The following is a 14,929-nucleotide window of genomic DNA, read 5'->3' as shown; positions in this document are numbered from 1 at the left end:
AATTTGAAATGAAAAAAATATTAATTATCACCTATTACTGGCCTCCTGCGGGAGGCCCTGGTGTTCAAAGATGGTTGAAATTTACAAAATATCTTCCTCAATTTGGATACGAACCTCATGTTTATATTCCAGAAAATCCATCTTACCCAATTATCGACGAAACTTTAGCTAAAGACATTAATCCTGAAGTTAAAATTGTTAAAAATAAAATCTGGGAACCTTATCAGCTGGCTGAAAAATTAAATCCAAAAAATAAAGCGTACAAAGGCGGACATTTTGAGAAAAAAGAATCTCAATCGTTCATGTCAAAACTTTCGGTATTTATCCGAGGAAACTTCTTTATTCCAGACGCACGTAAATTTTGGATCAATCCTTCTATTGATTTTCTAAAAGATTATATCCAAAAAGAAAATATCGATACTATTGTAACTTCTGGTCCTCCACACAGCATGCATTTAATTGGTTTAGGTTTAAAAAAATTAAACCCAAATCTAAAATGGATTGCTGATTTTCGTGATCCATGGACGCAAATTAGTTATCATAAAGAATTAAAATTAACTAATTGGGCTGCAAAAAAACACGAAGATTTAGAATTAGAAGTCCTTTCTAATGCAAATTTAGTTTTAGCTACAAGTTATACCGATGGAGATAATTTTAAAAAAATTGGTGCAAAACGAGTTGAAGTTATTACGAATGGTTTTGAGGAAGTAAAACAAGAAACCGAAAAAGACCAAAAGTATTTCCATATTACTTACTCTGGAGGTTTAGAAATGCTTCGTAATCCTATTTCGTTATGGAAAGCGATTCATAACTTAACTAGGACGAATTCGTCGTTTAAAAGCGATTTAAAACTTAATTTCTATGGTTCTTTGGCTGATGATGTAAAACAAACTATTATTGATGAAAATCTAAAATCTAATTTAGTCATTCATGGATATGTTTCGCATCAAGAATCTTTAGATGCAATTAATAAAGCCAACATATTATTATTAACAAATTTTGATAATGTTGCATCAAAAGGAATCATTCCAGGAAAGTTATTTGAATATATGGCCACAGGTAATCCAATTATAGCTGTTGGCCCAAAAGACGCGGATGTTGAAAAGATTTTAAATAAAACAAATGCTGGCGAATATTTCAATCATCAGGAAGTGGATAAAATCCAAAAATTGATTCTAAATATTTATAATCAATGGTTAGCAAATCCAGAAGTAAGATTTAATACGAACGAAAAAGAAGTTCAGGAATTCAATCGTAAAAACTTAACGAAACATTTAGCAAATAATATTCAAACCTTATAATCACAAATCCTTCAATGCGAAGGATTTTTTTATTCCTTATTGTATTTGTATTTTTATCGGCTTAATACATTAAATATGAATAAAAATTTTTACTACTCATTAGGTCTTTTAATGGCACAAACATTCGTTTTTGGACAAGAATACATCTCTTTTGAAGCTCACGAAGGATATACATTAGGATCTTTAAATACTCAAAATAATTGGGAAATTACAGATGATAATCAAGGAAACTTTTTATCTAATCAGATTGTAACAAATGAACAAAAGAAAGATGGAGATAACTCTTATAAAAATGGACATCAAGACGATTACAATCCTCAATGGTTTCCTATTTTCGGAGCGAGTAAAACATTTGATACTCCTTACGATTACAATAATTTCACTATCTCTTATGATATCTTTATAACGCAAAGAAATGGTGCTGATTTCGAGTTTAACTTATACGGAATTGATGCGGAAGCAAATTACGTTCCAGTTGTAGGAATTGGTTTTGAAAATCGTGGTTATGTTTATGTAACGACAAGCGTTGATTACGATTTTGAATATGCAGATGATGCAGCAAACTTTGCTTTAAACACGTGGCATAATGTTAAAATAGAAGTTTCTTCTGAGGAAATTAAATACTATTTTAATAATCAATTAGTATATACTACTGATAATTTCACTCAGACTGAAATTAAAGGAATTACAATGTTACATAATAACTATGGTGGTAGTGCTTACTACGATAATTTCAAAATAAATGATCATTTATCAACTAATGACATTGTAGCTAATCAATTATTAATTACTCCAAATCCAGTTAAAGATCAATTAAATATTAATTTTAACGGTGAAGTTTCTTCAATAGAAATCATGGATTTACTTGGTAGATCAGTGGCTAAACAAGAAAACACAACTATTGATTTAAAACATCTGACTAAAGGTAATTATATAGCTAAAATTACTTTAAAAGATGGAAAAGTAATTACACGAAAATTCATCAAAAAATAATCTTACAGCTATAAAAAAAGGACTCCAAATGGAGTCCTTTTTTATTATCTATAATCTGATTAAGATTAAGCTTCTTCAGTAGCTTCTGGAGTTGCAGGAGTTTCCTCTACAGTCTCAGTTGCTTTCTTACGTCCACGACGTGTTGTAGCTTTCTTCTCAACTTTCGCGTTAGTGTAGATTTCGTTGAAATCAACTAACTCGATCATAGCCATATCAGCAGAGTCACCTAAACGGAAACCAGTCTTGATGATACGAGTGTATCCACCTGGACGGTTAGCGATTTTAGGAGCTACAGTTCTGAATAATTCAGTAACGGCTTCTTTGTTTTGTAAGTATGAGAAAACAACACGACGGTTGTTTGTATCGTCTGTTTTAGACTTTGTTAATAAAGGCTCGATATACGTTTGTAACGCTTTAGCCTTTGCTACTGTAGTGTTGATACGTTTGTGAGTAATCAACGATATAGCTAAATTAGATAATAACGCTCTTCTGTGAGAAGCTGTTCTACCTAAATGGTTAAATTTTTTTCCGTGTCTCATTGTAATAAAATTATTCTACGTCTAACTTATATTTTGCGATGTCCATACCAAAGTTTAAACCTTTGCTGTCCACCAATTCTTCTAATTCAGTAAGTGATTTCTTACCGAAGTTTCTGAATTTCATTAAGTCAGATTTTGCGAAAGAAACTAATTCGCCTAATGTTTCAACTTCAGCTGCTTTTAAACAATTTAATGCTCTTACTGATAAGTCCATATCTACCAATTTCGTTTTTAATAATTGGCGCATATGTAATGCTTCTTCATCGTAAGTCTCACCAGATGCTACTTCTTCTGCTTCAAGAGTGATTCTTTCATCAGAGAATAACATAAAGTGGTGAATTAAGATTTTAGCTGTTTCAGTTAAAGCATCTTGTGGAGTTATAGAACCATCTGTAGTAATTTCTAAAACTAATTTTTCATAATCAGTTTTTTGTTCTACACGATAGTTTTCAATTGCATATTTTACATTCTTTATAGGAGTGTAAATTGAATCGATTGCTATAGTACCAATTGGCGCAGAAGCCTTTTTATTCTCTTCAGCTGGTACGTATCCTCTACCTTTCTCAATTGTGAAAGTGATAGTCAAGTTCACTTTTGAATCTAAGTTAGCGATTACTAATTCAGGGTTTAATACTTGGAATCCCGAGATAAACTTACCTAAATCACCTGCTGTTAATTGATCTTGCCCTGAGATAGTAGCAGTTACAGTTTCAGCATCTGATTCATCAATTTGTTTCTTAAAACGAACCTTTTTCAGATTTAAAATGATCTCTGTAACATCTTCCACTACTCCTGGAATTGTTGAAAATTCGTGCTCTACTCCTTCAATTTTAATTGAAGTAATTGCGAAACCTTCTAATGAAGAAAGTAATACTCTACGAAGAGCATTTCCAACAGTAATCCCGTATCCTGGCTCTAATGGACGGAATTCAAATTGTCCAAAGTTAGAATCAGATTCTACTAAGATTACCTTGTCAGGTTTGATGAAATTTAAAATAGTCATTTTATTAGTCTGATTTTAAGGTTTATTTAGAATATAACTCGACGATTAATTGCTCTTTAATATCTTCTGGGATTTGAACTCTTTCTGGAGCTTTTGTGAAAGTTCCTGATAATTGCTCATCATTCCAAACTAACCAATCATATTCTTTACGTGCGTGTAAAGAGTTAGTGATAGGAGTTAAAGATTTAGATTTTTCTCTAACTGCAATAACATCACCAGCTTTTAATTGGTAAGATGGTATATTTACAACTTCACCGTTAACAGTAACGTGTTTGTGAGAAACTAATTGACGAGCGAAAGCACGAGAATTAGCAATACCTAAACGGTAAACTACATTGTCTAAACGAGACTCACATAATTGTAATAAAACATCACCTGTAATACCTTTAGATGCATTTGCTTTCTTGTATAAGTTAGCGAATTGACGCTCTAAGATACCGTATGTATATTTAGCTTTTTGTTTTTCTGCTAATTGGATAGCATACTCAGATTTTTTAGCTCTTCTTTTGTTTGGCCCGTGTTGCCCTGGAGCGTATTTCTTTTTCTCAAAAGATTTATCATCTCCGAAAATTGGTTGTCCAAATTTTCTTGCAATTTTAGTTTTTGGTCCTGTATATCTTGCCATGATTTTTTACTATTAAAATTAAATGTTTAAATAAAGAAAAATAAATTATACTCTTCTCTTTTTAGGAGGACGACATCCATTGTGTGGTAATGGAGTAACGTCAACGATTTCAGAAACTTCAATCCCTCCGTTGTGAATAGTTCTAATAGCAGACTCACGACCTTGACCTGGTCCTTTAACAAATACCTTAACTCTTCTTAAACCTGCTTCGTATGCTACTGTTGCAGCATCTTGAGCAGCTACTTGAGCAGCGTATGGAGTGTTCTTTTTAGAACCACGGAATCCCATTTTACCTGCAGAAGACCAAGAGATTACTTCACCGTTTTTGTTAGTTAATGTAACAATAACATTGTTGAACGATGCTTGAATATGAGCTTGTCCAGTAGCTTCAACAACTACTTTTCTTTTCTTAACTACTTTTTGATTTTTTGCCATGATCTACTTATTATTTAGTGGCTTTTTTCTTGTTAGCAACTGTTTTCTTTTTACCTTTTCTTGTACGTGAGTTGTTTTTAGTTCTTTGACCACGTAAAGGTAAACCTAATCTGTGACGAATACCTCTTTGACATCCGATGTCCATTAAACGTTTGATGTTTAATTGGATTTCTGAACGTAATTCCCCTTCAACTTTAACGTTGTCGTTGATTGACGTACGGATACCATTGATTTCCTCGTCAGTCCATTCGCTAACTTTTGTATCTTCTGAGATATTATTCTCAGCTAAAATTTTAGAAGCTGTACTTCTACCAATACCGTAAATGTATGTAAGTCCGATTACCCCTCTTTTGTTTTTAGGTAAATCTACACCTGAAATTCTTGCCATAATTCTAAATAATTAACCTTGTCTTTGTTTAAACTTAGGATTCTTTTTGTTGATCACATACAAACGTCCTTTACGACGTACAATTTTACAGTCAGCGCTTCTCTTTTTAATGGATGCTCTAATTTTCATCTTTATAAAATTTATCTATAATCCGATAGAGCTAATATCGCCTATTAACTCTATCTCCAGTCATTATTAATATCTTTAATTTATTAGTAACGATATGAAATGCGCCCTTTACTTAAATCATACGGAGACATCTCGATTTTCACTCGGTCTCCTGGTAATAATTTAATATAGTGCATACGCATCTTACCAGAAATATTACATGTCACGACATGCCCATTTTCTAATTCAACACGGAACATTGCATTTGACAATGATTCTGTAATAGTTCCGTCTTGTTCTATATGTTTTGTTTTAGCCATTTTTTATATAAATTAAGCCATATCACTTGACGTTCTACCTGATGACATTAATCCATCGTAGCGACGATTTAATAAATATGTATTGATTTGTTGCACAGTATCAAGAATAACACCAACCATAATTAACATTGATGTACCTCCGAAGAACATAGCTAAATTTTGATCAACACCTAATAATTTTACGATCGCTGGTAAAACAGCAAGCAAAGTTAATAAAATTGCTCCAGGTAACGTAATTTTTGATAAAATTTCATCTAAAAAATCTGCAGTTTCTTTACCTGGGCGGATTCCTGGGATAATTCCCCCGTTACGTTTAAGGTCTTCAGCCATTTGGTTTACAGGAATTGTAATCGCTGTATAGAAATATGTGAAGATAATAATTAAGAATCCGAAGATTAAATTATACTCTAACGTAAATGGATCTGCCATTTTGGTAAAAAATTGTTTTAGTGCACTGTCGTCCTCTAAAACATAACTTGCTAGCGTACCAGGTAAAAACATAATTGCTTGTGCAAAGATAATAGGCATTACACCAGCAGCATTCACTTTTAAAGGAATGTAAGAACGTACAGAATCTGTAACAGATCTCATATACGAACTACTTGATGTTTGAGCTCTTCTTACGTATTGTACAGGTACTTTACGCACAGCTGCAACAATCATAATACATAATGCAATAACAATGATTAAACCTAACATTTCTAACAAGAAGAAGATTCCTCCACTTGCATCAGTTTCGAATGCATTTAAAATAGCACGAGGTAAATCAGCTAAGATACCAACCATAATTAAGATTGAAATCCCGTTACCAATTCCCTTGTCTGTAATTTTTTCTCCCATCCACATCGAAAAGACTGTTCCTGTAATTAAAATGATTACTGAAGGAAACCAGAACCAAAAGTTCGATGGTGGAACTAAATAAAATGCATACTGTGATGAAGGGTCATAAGGTAAAATTTGCGATGTAACTAATGTTAGATAAGCTGGTGCCTGTACTAAACAGATCCCGATTGTTAACCAACGAGTAATTTGATTTACTTTGTTTCTACCGCTTTCCCCCTCTTTTTGTAGTTTTTGTATATAAGGTACAGCTAATCCCATTAATTGCACTACAATTGATGCAGAGATATATGGCATTATACCTAACGCCAAAACGGAAGCTCTACTAAAAGAACCTCCGGTAAAAGAGTTTAATAATCCTAAAATTCCAGAACTTGCACTTGCTTGGTCTGCAACATAACGATTTACTTCGTTAATATCGACACCTGGAAGCGGAATATAAGAACCAAATCTATAAACCAGAATTAAAAGAAAAGTTAATAATAACTTTTCCTTTAATTCTTTTATGCTCCAGATATTTTTTATGGTCTGAATAAACCCTTTCATCTATAAAAAAATATTACTTAGCGTTAATTAATTCAACTTTACCACCAACTTTCTCAATAGCTTCTTGAGCTGTTTGAGTAAATTTATCAGCAGTAATAGTAACAGCAGCAGTTAATTCACCACGACCTAAGATTTTAACTAAGTCGTTTTTGTGAGCTAATCCTAACTCTACTAAAGTTTCTTTGTTTAATGTATCCGTAATTTTGTTGTTATCAACTAAAGTTTGGATAGTATCTAAATTGATTCCTTTGTACTCAACACGGTTGATGTTTTTGAAACCAAATTTTGGTAAACGTCTTTGTAAAGGCATTTGTCCACCCTCGAATCCGATTTTTCTTGAATAACCAGAACGAGATTTAGCACCTTTGTGTCCACGACCTGCAGTTAAACCGTTTCCACTACCTTCACCTCTACCTTTACGGAATTTATTTTTTACTGAACCAGCTGCTGGTTTTAAATTACTTAAATTCATTTTTAAAAATGTTTTAAAAGGTTAAAGCGATTAAGCTCTTTCTACAACTACTAAGTGTTGAATTTTACGGATCATCCCTTCAATTTGAGGTGTAGATTCGTGTTCAACTACTTGATTCAACTTCTTTAATCCTAAAGCTACTAAAGTTGCTTTTTGTGATTTATCACGGTTGATAGCACTACGTGTTTGTTTTACTCTTACTTTCATGATAATAATTATTGACCGTTGAACACTTTACTTACAGAAATACCTCTTTGACGAGCGATAGTTTCAGCTGAACGTAAACTTAATAAAGTACGCATAGATGCTTTAACCGCATTGTGAGGGTTAGAAGAACCTTTAGATTTAGATAATACATCTTTAACACCTACTGATTCTAATACCGCACGTACAGTTCCACCTGCAATTACCCCAGTACCTTTTGCTGCTGGACGGATGAATACTTGCGCACCACCGAAACGAGCTTCTTGTTCGTGAGGGATTGTGTTACCTGCTAATGGAATACGTACTAAGTTTTTCTTAGCGTCTTCGATTGCTTTAGCGATAGCTGAAGCTACATCTTTAGATTTACCTAAACCGTAACCTACTACTCCGTTACCATCTCCTACAACTACGATTGCAGAGAAACCAAATGCTCTACCTCCTTTTGTTACTTTAGTAACACGTTGAACTCCAACTAAACGATCTTTTAAATCTAAACCTGTTGGTTTTACTCTTTCTACGTTTTTAAATCCTAACATAATTTCTTTTCTTTTTTTAGAATTTTAAACCACCTTCTCTAGCACCTTCAGCTAAAGCTTTGATTCTACCATGATATACGAAACCGTTACGATCAAAAACAACAGTTTCAATTCCTTTAGCGATTGCTTTCGCAGCTAAAGCTTTACCAACAGTTGTTGATTGTTCAGTTTTTGCTCCTTCAACACCTGCTTCACGAGATGAAGCTGAAGCTAAAGTTACACCTGAGTTATCGTCGATGATTTGAGCGTAAATTTCTTTGTTTGAACGGTAAACTGATAAACGAGGTTTTTCAGCTGTACCAAAAATATTACGACGAACGCGTCTTTTTATTTTTTGTCTTTTTTCTGTCTTAGATAATGCCATTTTTCAATGATTTTTATGCAGATTTACCTGCTTTTCTTCTAATAATTTCTCCTACGAACTTGATACCTTTTCCTTTGTATGGTTCTGGCTTACGGAAACCTCTAATTTTCGCAACGATCATACCTAATAATTGGTTGTCGTGAGAAGATAATGTAATGATTGGGTTTTTACCTTTTTCAGTTAAAGTTTCAACTTTTACTTCAGCAGGAATTTCCATTAAGATGTTGTGAGAGAAACCTAAAGATAAATCTAATTTCTGACCTTGGTTTGATGCTCTGTATCCAACCCCTACTAATTCTAATTGTTTTTTGAATCCTTCAGTTACACCGATAATCATGTTATTGATTAATGCGCGGTATAATCCGTGTAAAGATCTATCTTCTTTAGAATCAGATGGACGAACTACTGATAAAACTCCTTCCTCGATAGTAACTTCGAATCCTTGTTTTAAAGTTTGAGTCATCTCAATATTGTTTCCTTTTACAGTTACAACATTGTTAGCAAATTCTACAGTTGCAGAAGTTGGGATATTTATTGTTGCTTTTCCTATTCTTGACATAATTACTTGCTTTTAAATATTAGTAAACAAAACATAATACCTCACCACCTACATTCTCTTGACGAGCTTGTTTGTCAGTCATTACTCCTTTAGAAGTAGAAACAATAGCAATACCTAAACCGTTTAATACACGAGGTAATTCTTTTGCTCCTGCGTACTGACGTAAACCTGGAGTAGAAGCTCTCTTGATTTTACGAATAGCTGGCTCTTTAGATACTTTGTCGTACTTTAAAGCGATTTTGATTGTTCCTTGAGGTTGATCTTGTCCTTCAAATTTGTAGTTTAAGATGTAACCTTGTTCAAATAAGATCTTAGTGATCTCTTTTTTAATTTTTGATGCTGGGATTTCAACAACTTTGTGTCCCGCCATCATTGCATTTCTAACACGAGTTAGAAAATCTGAAATTGGATCTGTATACATAAAATAATTCTATAGTATAGAGCTTAAAGCCCTACTTTTAAAATTAAACTTGACCAAAATGCACTATGCATTTGGGTTGCAAATATATATCTTTTTTTTAAATAAAACTATATCAACCAATAAAATAATTATTTTGGTTTGTAGTAACCGTTTTACAGTCAAAAAAATACAAAACTGTATAAATAAAAAAATCCTTACTCTTGCGAGTAAGGATTTATATTTATAAAACTATTGGTAGATTACCAAGAAGCTTTTTTAACACCTGGGATTAACCCTTCGTTAGCCATCTCACGGAAAGTTACACGAGAGATCCCGAAAGTTCTCATGTATCCTCTTGGACGTCCAGTTAATTTACAACGGTTGTGTAAACGTACTGGTGAAGCGTTTTTAGGTAATTTTTGTAAAGCATCGTAGTCACCAGCTTCTAATAAAGCTTGACGTTTAGCAGCATATTTAGCTACCAATGCCTCTCTTTTGCGCTCACGCGCTTTCATTGATTCTTTAGCCATAGCTTAATTTTCTTTAGTAAATGGTAAACCGAACTTAGTTAATAAAGATTTAGCTTCCTTATCTGTGTTAGCAGATGTTACGAAAGTAATATCTAAACCTTGAATTTTCTTGATTTTATCAATATTAATCTCAGGGAAGATGATTTGTTCTTTGATACCTAAGTTATAGTTACCTCTACCATCAAAACCTGTAGCTGAAATACCGCTAAAGTCACGTACACGAGGTAAAGATGCTGAAACTAAACGCTCTAAAAATTCGTACATTTTCTCACCACGTAAAGTAACTTTTGCCCCAATTGGCATTCCTTTACGTAATTTGAAAGCTGCCTCATCTTTCTTAGAGATAGTTCCAACTGCTTTTTGACCTGTGATTAATTCTAACTCTTCGATAGCGTAATCAACGATTTTTTTATCAGCTGTTGCAGCACCTAAACCTTGAGATAAAACAATTTTCTCTAATTTAGGAACTTGCATAATAGATTTGTATCCAAACTCTTCCATTAAAGCAGATACAATCTCTTCTTTATATTTAACCTGCGGACGAGGTGTGTATTTAGTTGTACTCATGATTAGATAGCTTTACCTGATTTTTTAGCAATTCTTACTTTTTTATCACCTTCAACTTTGACAGCAACTTTCGTTGGTTTTCCAGTTTCTGGATCAACTAAAGCCAATTTACATAAATAGATTTGAGCTTCTTTCTCTACAACTCCACCTTGTGGATTTTGTGCGCTTGGCTTTACACGTTTTTTTGCAATATTAACCCCTTCAACGATAGCTTTAGCTTTGTCAGGGAATACGCGTAACACAGTACCAGTTTGTCCTTTAGAAGAACCTGATAATACGACTACTTTGTCTCCTTTTTTAATTTTTAACTTTGCCATGTTGTTATATTATAATACCTCTGGGGCTAATGATACAATTTTCATATACTCTTTATCACGTAATTCACGAGCTACTGGACCGAATACACGAGTACCACGCATCTCACCTTGAGTATTTAATAATACACAAGCATTATCGTCGAAACGGATATATGAACCGTCTTTTCTACGAACTTCTTTCTTAGTTCTAACTACAACAGCTTTAGATACAGCACCCTTCTTAACGTTTCCGTTTGGAGTTGCATCTTTAATAGCAACTACGATTTTGTCACCAACTGATGCGTATCTTCTCTTAGTACCACCTAAAACGCGGATTACTAATGCTTCACGAGCTCCTGTGTTATCTGCAACTTTTAATCTAGATTCTTGTTGTAACATAACTTATATTATTTAGCTCTTTCAATAATTTCTACTAATCTCCATCTTTTGTTTTTAGACAAAGGACGAGTTTCCATGATACGCACAGTGTCACCTTCGTTACACTCGTTAGATTCGTCGTGCGCTGTATATTTTTTCGTTTTTACAACGAATTTCCCATAGAATGGGTGCTTTTGCTTTTTAGTTTCAGCTACTACAATGGTTTTATCCATTTTGTTTGAAGTAACTAAACCAATTCTTTCTTTTCTTAAATTTCTTTCCATCAGTTACAGATTACTGTTATGATTGTTTTTCGTTTAATACAGTTTGAAGACGTGCAATTGTTCTGCGTAAGTCTCTAATACCGATTGGATTTCCTACAGGAGAAACTGCGTTTGTTAATTTTAACGAATCGTAGTTTGCTTGTTCTTCAGCTAATTTAGCTTTAATCTCCTCTACGCTTAGATTTCTGATATCTGCTGCTTTCATTTTTTCTTAATTTTTTTTAATTAATTAATTTTGGAAATCACGTGCAACGATAAACTTAGTCTTAACAGGTAATTTCTGAGCCGCTAAACGCAATGCTTCAGTAGCAACCTCTAATGGCACACCTCCTACTTCGAAAATAATACGTCCTGGTTGAACTGGAGCTACCCAATATTCTGGAGCACCTTTACCTTTACCCATACGTACCTCTGCTGGTTTCTTAGTAATTGGTTTATCTGGAAATATTTTAATCCATAATTGACCCTCTCTCTTCATGAAACGAGTAGCTGCAATACGAGCTGCCTCGATTTGACGAGCTGTAATAAACGCTTCGTCTAAAGATTTGATCCCGAAAGTCCCGTAAGCTAATTCTGTTCCTCTGTGAGAAACACCTTTCATCTTACCTTTTTGGGTTTTTCTAAATTTTACTCTTCTCGGTGATAACATATCTACTTAATTCTTTATGTTAGTTTAAAACTAAATTATCGCTTTCTATTATTAGATCTTTCACCTCCTTTTCTGTTGTCAGATTTCTTTTGTTTCTTTTGTAATCCAACTAATGGAGATAATTCTCTCTTACCATATACCTCTCCTTTCATGATCCACACTTTGATCCCTAAACGACCGTAAGTTGTGTGAGCTTCTGAAATGTGGTAGTCAATATCTGCACGGAATGTAGATAAAGGAATACGTCCATCTTTGTAAGTTTCAGAACGTGCCATTTCAGCTCCGTTTAAACGTCCAGAGATTTGAACTTTGATACCTTCAGCGTTCATTCTCATTGCAGAAGTGATTGCCATTTTAATTGCACGACGGTAAGAAATACGATTCTCAATTTGACGAGCGATACTATCACCTACTAAGATTGCATCTAATTCTGGTCTCTTAATTTCGAAGATATTAATTTGAACCTCTTTACCAGTGATTTTCTTTAACTCTTCTTTTAATTTATCAACCTCTTGTCCACCTTTACCAATAATGATACCTGGACGAGCAGTAGTTACAGTTACAGTAACTAATTTTAAAGTACGATCAATGTAAATACGAGAAACTCCGGCTTTAGATAAACGTGCTCTTAAGTAAGTACGAATTTTCGCATCTTCAGCAATTTTATCACCATAGTCGTTTCCACCGTACCAGTTAGAATCCCATCCTCTGATGATTCCTAAACGATTTCCGATTGGATTAGTCTTTTGTCCCATATTCTTAATCTTGTACTTTTTGTTTATCTTCCTTAGTTCCTAAAACCAAAGTTACGTGGTTTGAACGTTTTCTGATTCTGTGTGCTCTACCTTGAGGTGCAGTACGAATTCTTTTTAATTGGCGTGCACTATCAACAGAGATAGTTTTTACATATAAACCAGCTTCTTCAATATCAGCTCCTTCGTTTTTAACTTGCCAGTTAGCGATTGCGCTTAATAACAATTTCTCTAAACGGATAGATGCGTGATTTTTAGTGTATTTTAAAATACCTAAAGCTTTTTGAATTTCAACCCCACGGATGATATCAGTAACTAATCTCATCTTACGAGGAGATGTAGGAACATTATTTAATTTCGCAGAAGCTATTTCTTTTTTAGCTTCTTTGATTTTTTCATTACTTAATCTCTTTCTAGATCCCATGGCCTTTTACTATTTTTTTCCTTTGTTTTTAGCTCCGGCATGACCTCTAAAAGTACGTGTTGGAGCGAACTCACCTAATTTATGACCTACCATATTCTCAGTAACAAAAACTGGAATAAATTGTTTCCCGTTGTGAACTGCGATCGTTTGACCTACGAAATCTGGAGAAATCATTGATGCTCTCGACCAAGTTTTGATAACGTTTTTGCTTCCTGATTCAACATTAGCAAGAACTTTCTTTTCTAATTTATAGTGGATGAATGGTCCTTTTTTTAATGAACGTGCCATAAATTATTTTTTTCTTCTTTCAACAATATATTTGTTAGACGCTTTTTTCTTGTCGCGAGTTTTGTAACCTTTCGCTGGAATTCCGTTACGAGAACGAGGAATACCTCCTGTCGCACGACCTTCACCACCACCCATTGGGTGATCTACTGGGTTCATAACCATTGGACGAGTTCTTGGACGACGACCTTGCCATCTAGAACGTCCCGCTTTACCAGAAACTTCTAACTGATGATCTGTGTTAGATACAACACCTACTGTTGCTTTACACTCCACTAAAATCATTCTCACTTCACCACTTGGTAACTTAACGATAGCATATTTACCATCACGTGCAACTAATTGCGCATAAGTACCAGCACTACGTGCCATAACAGCTCCTTGTCCTGGACGTAACTCAATACAAGAGATTACAGTTCCTAAAGGAATGTTTTTTAATTTCATTGCGTTACCTACCTCTGGCTCTGCAGAATCAGCTGAAACAATTACTTGTCCTGCTTTTAATCCGTTTTGCGCGATAATGTAACGTTTTTCACCATCCTCGTAAGATAATAAAGCGATGAATGCAGTTCTGTTTGGATCGTATTGTACAGATTCTACAGTTGCAGCACCTTCTTTATCACGTTTGAAATCGATGATACGGTATTTTTGTTTGTGTCCACCACCGATATAACGCATTGTCATTTTACCAGTGTTGTTACGTCCACCCGATTTAGATTTTCCTTCTAATAATGTTTTCTCAGGCTTAGCGTTTTTATCAACAGCTGCGAAATCATTAACGACTCTAAAACGTTGTCCTGGGGTGATAGGTTTTAATTTTCTTACTGACATTTTTTAATTCTTAAATTATCCGAACAACTCAATTTCTTGACCTTCAGCTAAGCTAACGATCGCTTTTTTCAATTTATTTGTTTTTCCAGTTTGAAAACCTGTTTTAGTGTAACGAGTTTTCACTTTTGGAGCAGAAACTAAAGTACTAACTGAAACTACATTCACACCGTAAGCTGCTTCAATAGCTTTTTTGATTTCAATCTTGTTAGCTTTTGTATCTACATAAAACGAATATTGCCCTAATACTTCACTGTTATTAGTAGCTTTTTCTGAAATTACTGGTTTAATTAATACTCCCAT

28 protein-coding genes are annotated in these 14,929 nt (G+C 34.0%); 2 read left to right on the top strand and 26 right to left on the bottom strand.

The genetic code is table 11. The features are described from left to right. The first annotated feature begins 8 nt into the window (after window positions 1-8). Together J9309_RS07395 and J9309_RS07390 are read left to right on the top strand one after the other, a co-directional pair. Window positions 9-1,301, top strand: coding sequence for a glycosyltransferase (locus J9309_RS07395; RefSeq protein WP_230475259.1), 1,293 nt, complete (start codon window positions 9-11; stop codon window positions 1,299-1,301). A gap of 75 nt (window positions 1,302-1,376) precedes the next feature. After that, complete coding sequence (locus tag J9309_RS07390) at window positions 1,377-2,294, top strand: T9SS type A sorting domain-containing protein (protein ID WP_230475258.1); 918 nt, start codon at window positions 1,377-1,379, stop codon at window positions 2,292-2,294. Window positions 2,295-2,359: 65 nt separating this feature from the next. Here the strand turns inward: J9309_RS07390 and rplQ are convergent, their stop codons facing one another. The 26 genes from rplQ to rplW all read right to left on the bottom strand — a co-directional run bounded on the left by rplQ (window position 2,360) and on the right by rplW (window position 14,929). Then, window positions 2,360-2,833, bottom strand: coding sequence for a 50S ribosomal protein L17 (gene rplQ / locus J9309_RS07385; RefSeq protein WP_230475257.1), 474 nt, complete (start codon window positions 2,831-2,833; stop codon window positions 2,360-2,362). A gap of 10 nt (window positions 2,834-2,843) precedes the next feature. Continuing rightward, window positions 2,844-3,836, bottom strand: coding sequence for a DNA-directed RNA polymerase subunit alpha (locus tag J9309_RS07380; protein WP_230475256.1), 993 nt, complete (start codon window positions 3,834-3,836; stop codon window positions 2,844-2,846). Window positions 3,837-3,858: 22 nt separating this feature from the next. Next, window positions 3,859-4,461, bottom strand: coding sequence for a 30S ribosomal protein S4 (gene rpsD / locus J9309_RS07375; RefSeq protein WP_230475255.1), 603 nt, complete (start codon window positions 4,459-4,461; stop codon window positions 3,859-3,861). Between the two features lie 45 nt (window positions 4,462-4,506). Beyond that, the gene (gene rpsK, locus J9309_RS07370) at window positions 4,507-4,896 is read right to left on the bottom strand and encodes a 30S ribosomal protein S11 (protein ID WP_072928707.1); all 390 of its coding nucleotides are present in this window, start codon (window positions 4,894-4,896) and stop codon (window positions 4,507-4,509) included. 10 nt (window positions 4,897-4,906) lie between these two features. Beyond that, complete coding sequence (gene rpsM, locus J9309_RS07365; RefSeq protein WP_230475254.1) at window positions 4,907-5,284, bottom strand: 30S ribosomal protein S13; 378 nt, start codon at window positions 5,282-5,284, stop codon at window positions 4,907-4,909. 12 nt (window positions 5,285-5,296) lie between these two features. Further along, complete coding sequence (gene ykgO / locus J9309_RS07360; protein WP_013598490.1) at window positions 5,297-5,413, bottom strand: type B 50S ribosomal protein L36; 117 nt, start codon at window positions 5,411-5,413, stop codon at window positions 5,297-5,299. 83 nt (window positions 5,414-5,496) lie between these two features. After that, window positions 5,497-5,712 carry a translation initiation factor IF-1 gene (infA, locus tag J9309_RS07355; RefSeq protein ID WP_121933354.1) on the bottom strand — a complete coding sequence of 72 codons (216 nt, stop codon included), beginning with the start codon at window positions 5,710-5,712 and terminating at the stop codon, window positions 5,497-5,499. A gap of 12 nt (window positions 5,713-5,724) precedes the next feature. Beyond that, window positions 5,725-7,098: a preprotein translocase subunit SecY gene (gene secY, locus J9309_RS07350; RefSeq protein WP_230475253.1), complete on the bottom strand. Its 1,374-nt coding sequence runs from the start codon at window positions 7,096-7,098 to the stop codon at window positions 5,725-5,727. A 13-nt stretch (window positions 7,099-7,111) separates the two neighbouring features. Next, window positions 7,112-7,570, bottom strand: a complete 459-nt coding sequence (rplO, locus tag J9309_RS07345) for a 50S ribosomal protein L15 (protein ID WP_230475252.1) — start codon at window positions 7,568-7,570, stop codon at window positions 7,112-7,114. Between the two features lie 30 nt (window positions 7,571-7,600). Beyond that, window positions 7,601-7,777: a 50S ribosomal protein L30 gene (gene rpmD / locus J9309_RS07340; RefSeq protein WP_394338556.1), complete on the bottom strand. Its 177-nt coding sequence runs from the start codon at window positions 7,775-7,777 to the stop codon at window positions 7,601-7,603. An 8-nt stretch (window positions 7,778-7,785) separates the two neighbouring features. Further along, window positions 7,786-8,310 (bottom strand): 30S ribosomal protein S5, encoded by a 525-nt coding sequence (gene rpsE / locus J9309_RS07335; RefSeq protein WP_394369278.1) that lies wholly within the window; start codon window positions 8,308-8,310, stop codon window positions 7,786-7,788. 16 nt (window positions 8,311-8,326) lie between these two features. Further along, window positions 8,327-8,674, bottom strand: a complete 348-nt coding sequence (rplR, locus tag J9309_RS07330; protein WP_230475251.1) for a 50S ribosomal protein L18 — start codon at window positions 8,672-8,674, stop codon at window positions 8,327-8,329. Between the two features lie 13 nt (window positions 8,675-8,687). After that, window positions 8,688-9,233 carry a 50S ribosomal protein L6 gene (rplF, locus tag J9309_RS07325; RefSeq protein WP_230475250.1) on the bottom strand — a complete coding sequence of 182 codons (546 nt, stop codon included), beginning with the start codon at window positions 9,231-9,233 and terminating at the stop codon, window positions 8,688-8,690. 19 nt (window positions 9,234-9,252) lie between these two features. Then, the gene (gene rpsH, locus J9309_RS07320) at window positions 9,253-9,654 is read right to left on the bottom strand and encodes a 30S ribosomal protein S8 (RefSeq protein ID WP_230475249.1); all 402 of its coding nucleotides are present in this window, start codon (window positions 9,652-9,654) and stop codon (window positions 9,253-9,255) included. Between the two features lie 239 nt (window positions 9,655-9,893). Next, window positions 9,894-10,163 (bottom strand): 30S ribosomal protein S14, encoded by a 270-nt coding sequence (gene rpsN, locus J9309_RS07315; RefSeq protein WP_121933346.1) that lies wholly within the window; start codon window positions 10,161-10,163, stop codon window positions 9,894-9,896. A 3-nt stretch (window positions 10,164-10,166) separates the two neighbouring features. Continuing rightward, the gene (rplE, locus tag J9309_RS07310) at window positions 10,167-10,730 is read right to left on the bottom strand and encodes a 50S ribosomal protein L5 (RefSeq protein WP_230475248.1); all 564 of its coding nucleotides are present in this window, start codon (window positions 10,728-10,730) and stop codon (window positions 10,167-10,169) included. A gap of 2 nt (window positions 10,731-10,732) precedes the next feature. Further along, window positions 10,733-11,047, bottom strand: coding sequence for a 50S ribosomal protein L24 (rplX, locus tag J9309_RS07305; RefSeq protein ID WP_230475247.1), 315 nt, complete (start codon window positions 11,045-11,047; stop codon window positions 10,733-10,735). A 9-nt stretch (window positions 11,048-11,056) separates the two neighbouring features. Further along, the gene (rplN, locus tag J9309_RS07300; protein ID WP_092907634.1) at window positions 11,057-11,425 is read right to left on the bottom strand and encodes a 50S ribosomal protein L14; all 369 of its coding nucleotides are present in this window, start codon (window positions 11,423-11,425) and stop codon (window positions 11,057-11,059) included. 8 nt (window positions 11,426-11,433) lie between these two features. Beyond that, window positions 11,434-11,688: a 30S ribosomal protein S17 gene (gene rpsQ / locus J9309_RS07295; RefSeq protein WP_121933343.1), complete on the bottom strand. Its 255-nt coding sequence runs from the start codon at window positions 11,686-11,688 to the stop codon at window positions 11,434-11,436. 16 nt (window positions 11,689-11,704) lie between these two features. Next, window positions 11,705-11,893, bottom strand: coding sequence for a 50S ribosomal protein L29 (gene rpmC / locus J9309_RS07290; RefSeq protein ID WP_230475246.1), 189 nt, complete (start codon window positions 11,891-11,893; stop codon window positions 11,705-11,707). 24 nt (window positions 11,894-11,917) lie between these two features. Next, window positions 11,918-12,337 (bottom strand): 50S ribosomal protein L16, encoded by a 420-nt coding sequence (gene rplP, locus J9309_RS07285; RefSeq protein ID WP_230475245.1) that lies wholly within the window; start codon window positions 12,335-12,337, stop codon window positions 11,918-11,920. Between the two features lie 35 nt (window positions 12,338-12,372). Then, window positions 12,373-13,092: a 30S ribosomal protein S3 gene (rpsC, locus tag J9309_RS07280; RefSeq protein ID WP_230475244.1), complete on the bottom strand. Its 720-nt coding sequence runs from the start codon at window positions 13,090-13,092 to the stop codon at window positions 12,373-12,375. Window positions 13,093-13,096: 4 nt separating this feature from the next. Further along, window positions 13,097-13,513, bottom strand: coding sequence for a 50S ribosomal protein L22 (gene rplV / locus J9309_RS07275; protein WP_230475243.1), 417 nt, complete (start codon window positions 13,511-13,513; stop codon window positions 13,097-13,099). A 9-nt stretch (window positions 13,514-13,522) separates the two neighbouring features. Further along, on the bottom strand, window positions 13,523-13,801 hold the full coding sequence (gene rpsS / locus J9309_RS07270; protein WP_121933338.1) for a 30S ribosomal protein S19: 279 nt from the start codon (window positions 13,799-13,801) through the stop codon (window positions 13,523-13,525). A 3-nt stretch (window positions 13,802-13,804) separates the two neighbouring features. Next, window positions 13,805-14,629, bottom strand: a complete 825-nt coding sequence (rplB, locus tag J9309_RS07265; RefSeq protein ID WP_230475242.1) for a 50S ribosomal protein L2 — start codon at window positions 14,627-14,629, stop codon at window positions 13,805-13,807. A gap of 15 nt (window positions 14,630-14,644) precedes the next feature. Beyond that, window positions 14,645-14,929 carry a 50S ribosomal protein L23 gene (rplW, locus tag J9309_RS07260; RefSeq protein ID WP_177707791.1) on the bottom strand — a complete coding sequence of 95 codons (285 nt, stop codon included), beginning with the start codon at window positions 14,927-14,929 and terminating at the stop codon, window positions 14,645-14,647.

Source organism: Faecalibacter bovis (assembly GCF_017948305.1).
In the GTDB taxonomy this organism is placed as follows: domain Bacteria; phylum Bacteroidota; class Bacteroidia; order Flavobacteriales; family Weeksellaceae; genus Empedobacter; species Empedobacter bovis.
The sequence above is the reverse complement of the archived record's forward strand: the minus strand, read 5'-3'. Positions and strand labels throughout refer to the sequence as shown.

What these genes read in the sequence shown, in the direction of transcription:
- J9309_RS07395 (WP_230475259.1), top strand. Translation starts at nt 9, where the DNA reads ATGAAAAAAATATTAATTATCACCTATTACTGGCCTCCTGCGGGAGGC.
- J9309_RS07390 (WP_230475258.1), top strand. Translation starts at nt 1,377, where the DNA reads ATGAATAAAAATTTTTACTACTCATTAGGTCTTTTAATGGCACAAACA.
- rplQ (WP_230475257.1), bottom strand. Translation starts at nt 2,833, where the DNA reads ATGAGACACGGAAAAAAATTTAACCATTTAGGTAGAACAGCTTCTCAC.
- J9309_RS07380 (WP_230475256.1), bottom strand. Translation starts at nt 3,836, where the DNA reads ATGACTATTTTAAATTTCATCAAACCTGACAAGGTAATCTTAGTAGAA.
- rpsD (WP_230475255.1), bottom strand. Translation starts at nt 4,461, where the DNA reads ATGGCAAGATATACAGGACCAAAAACTAAAATTGCAAGAAAATTTGGA.
- rpsK (WP_072928707.1), bottom strand. Translation starts at nt 4,896, where the DNA reads ATGGCAAAAAATCAAAAAGTAGTTAAGAAAAGAAAAGTAGTTGTTGAA.
- rpsM (WP_230475254.1), bottom strand. Translation starts at nt 5,284, where the DNA reads ATGGCAAGAATTTCAGGTGTAGATTTACCTAAAAACAAAAGAGGGGTA.
- ykgO (WP_013598490.1), bottom strand. Translation starts at nt 5,413, where the DNA reads ATGAAAATTAGAGCATCCATTAAAAAGAGAAGCGCTGACTGTAAAATT.
- infA (WP_121933354.1), bottom strand. Translation starts at nt 5,712, where the DNA reads ATGGCTAAAACAAAACATATAGAACAAGACGGAACTATTACAGAATCA.
- secY (WP_230475253.1), bottom strand. Translation starts at nt 7,098, where the DNA reads ATGAAAGGGTTTATTCAGACCATAAAAAATATCTGGAGCATAAAAGAA.
- rplO (WP_230475252.1), bottom strand. Translation starts at nt 7,570, where the DNA reads ATGAATTTAAGTAATTTAAAACCAGCAGCTGGTTCAGTAAAAAATAAA.
- rpmD (WP_394338556.1), bottom strand. Translation starts at nt 7,777, where the DNA reads ATGAAAGTAAGAGTAAAACAAACACGTAGTGCTATCAACCGTGATAAA.
- rpsE (WP_394369278.1), bottom strand. Translation starts at nt 8,310, where the DNA reads ATGTTAGGATTTAAAAACGTAGAAAGAGTAAAACCAACAGGTTTAGAT.
- rplR (WP_230475251.1), bottom strand. Translation starts at nt 8,674, where the DNA reads ATGGCATTATCTAAGACAGAAAAAAGACAAAAAATAAAAAGACGCGTT.
- rplF (WP_230475250.1), bottom strand. Translation starts at nt 9,233, where the DNA reads ATGTCAAGAATAGGAAAAGCAACAATAAATATCCCAACTTCTGCAACT.
- rpsH (WP_230475249.1), bottom strand. Translation starts at nt 9,654, where the DNA reads ATGTATACAGATCCAATTTCAGATTTTCTAACTCGTGTTAGAAATGCA.
- rpsN (WP_121933346.1), bottom strand. Translation starts at nt 10,163, where the DNA reads ATGGCTAAAGAATCAATGAAAGCGCGTGAGCGCAAAAGAGAGGCATTG.
- rplE (WP_230475248.1), bottom strand. Translation starts at nt 10,730, where the DNA reads ATGAGTACAACTAAATACACACCTCGTCCGCAGGTTAAATATAAAGAA.
- rplX (WP_230475247.1), bottom strand. Translation starts at nt 11,047, where the DNA reads ATGGCAAAGTTAAAAATTAAAAAAGGAGACAAAGTAGTCGTATTATCA.
- rplN (WP_092907634.1), bottom strand. Translation starts at nt 11,425, where the DNA reads ATGTTACAACAAGAATCTAGATTAAAAGTTGCAGATAACACAGGAGCT.
- rpsQ (WP_121933343.1), bottom strand. Translation starts at nt 11,688, where the DNA reads ATGGAAAGAAATTTAAGAAAAGAAAGAATTGGTTTAGTTACTTCAAAC.
- rpmC (WP_230475246.1), bottom strand. Translation starts at nt 11,893, where the DNA reads ATGAAAGCAGCAGATATCAGAAATCTAAGCGTAGAGGAGATTAAAGCT.
- rplP (WP_230475245.1), bottom strand. Translation starts at nt 12,337, where the DNA reads ATGTTATCACCGAGAAGAGTAAAATTTAGAAAAACCCAAAAAGGTAAG.
- rpsC (WP_230475244.1), bottom strand. Translation starts at nt 13,092, where the DNA reads ATGGGACAAAAGACTAATCCAATCGGAAATCGTTTAGGAATCATCAGA.
- rplV (WP_230475243.1), bottom strand. Translation starts at nt 13,513, where the DNA reads ATGGGATCTAGAAAGAGATTAAGTAATGAAAAAATCAAAGAAGCTAAA.
- rpsS (WP_121933338.1), bottom strand. Translation starts at nt 13,801, where the DNA reads ATGGCACGTTCATTAAAAAAAGGACCATTCATCCACTATAAATTAGAA.
- rplB (WP_230475242.1), bottom strand. Translation starts at nt 14,629, where the DNA reads ATGTCAGTAAGAAAATTAAAACCTATCACCCCAGGACAACGTTTTAGA.
- rplW (WP_177707791.1), bottom strand. Translation starts at nt 14,929, where the DNA reads ATGGGAGTATTAATTAAACCAGTAATTTCAGAAAAAGCTACTAATAAC.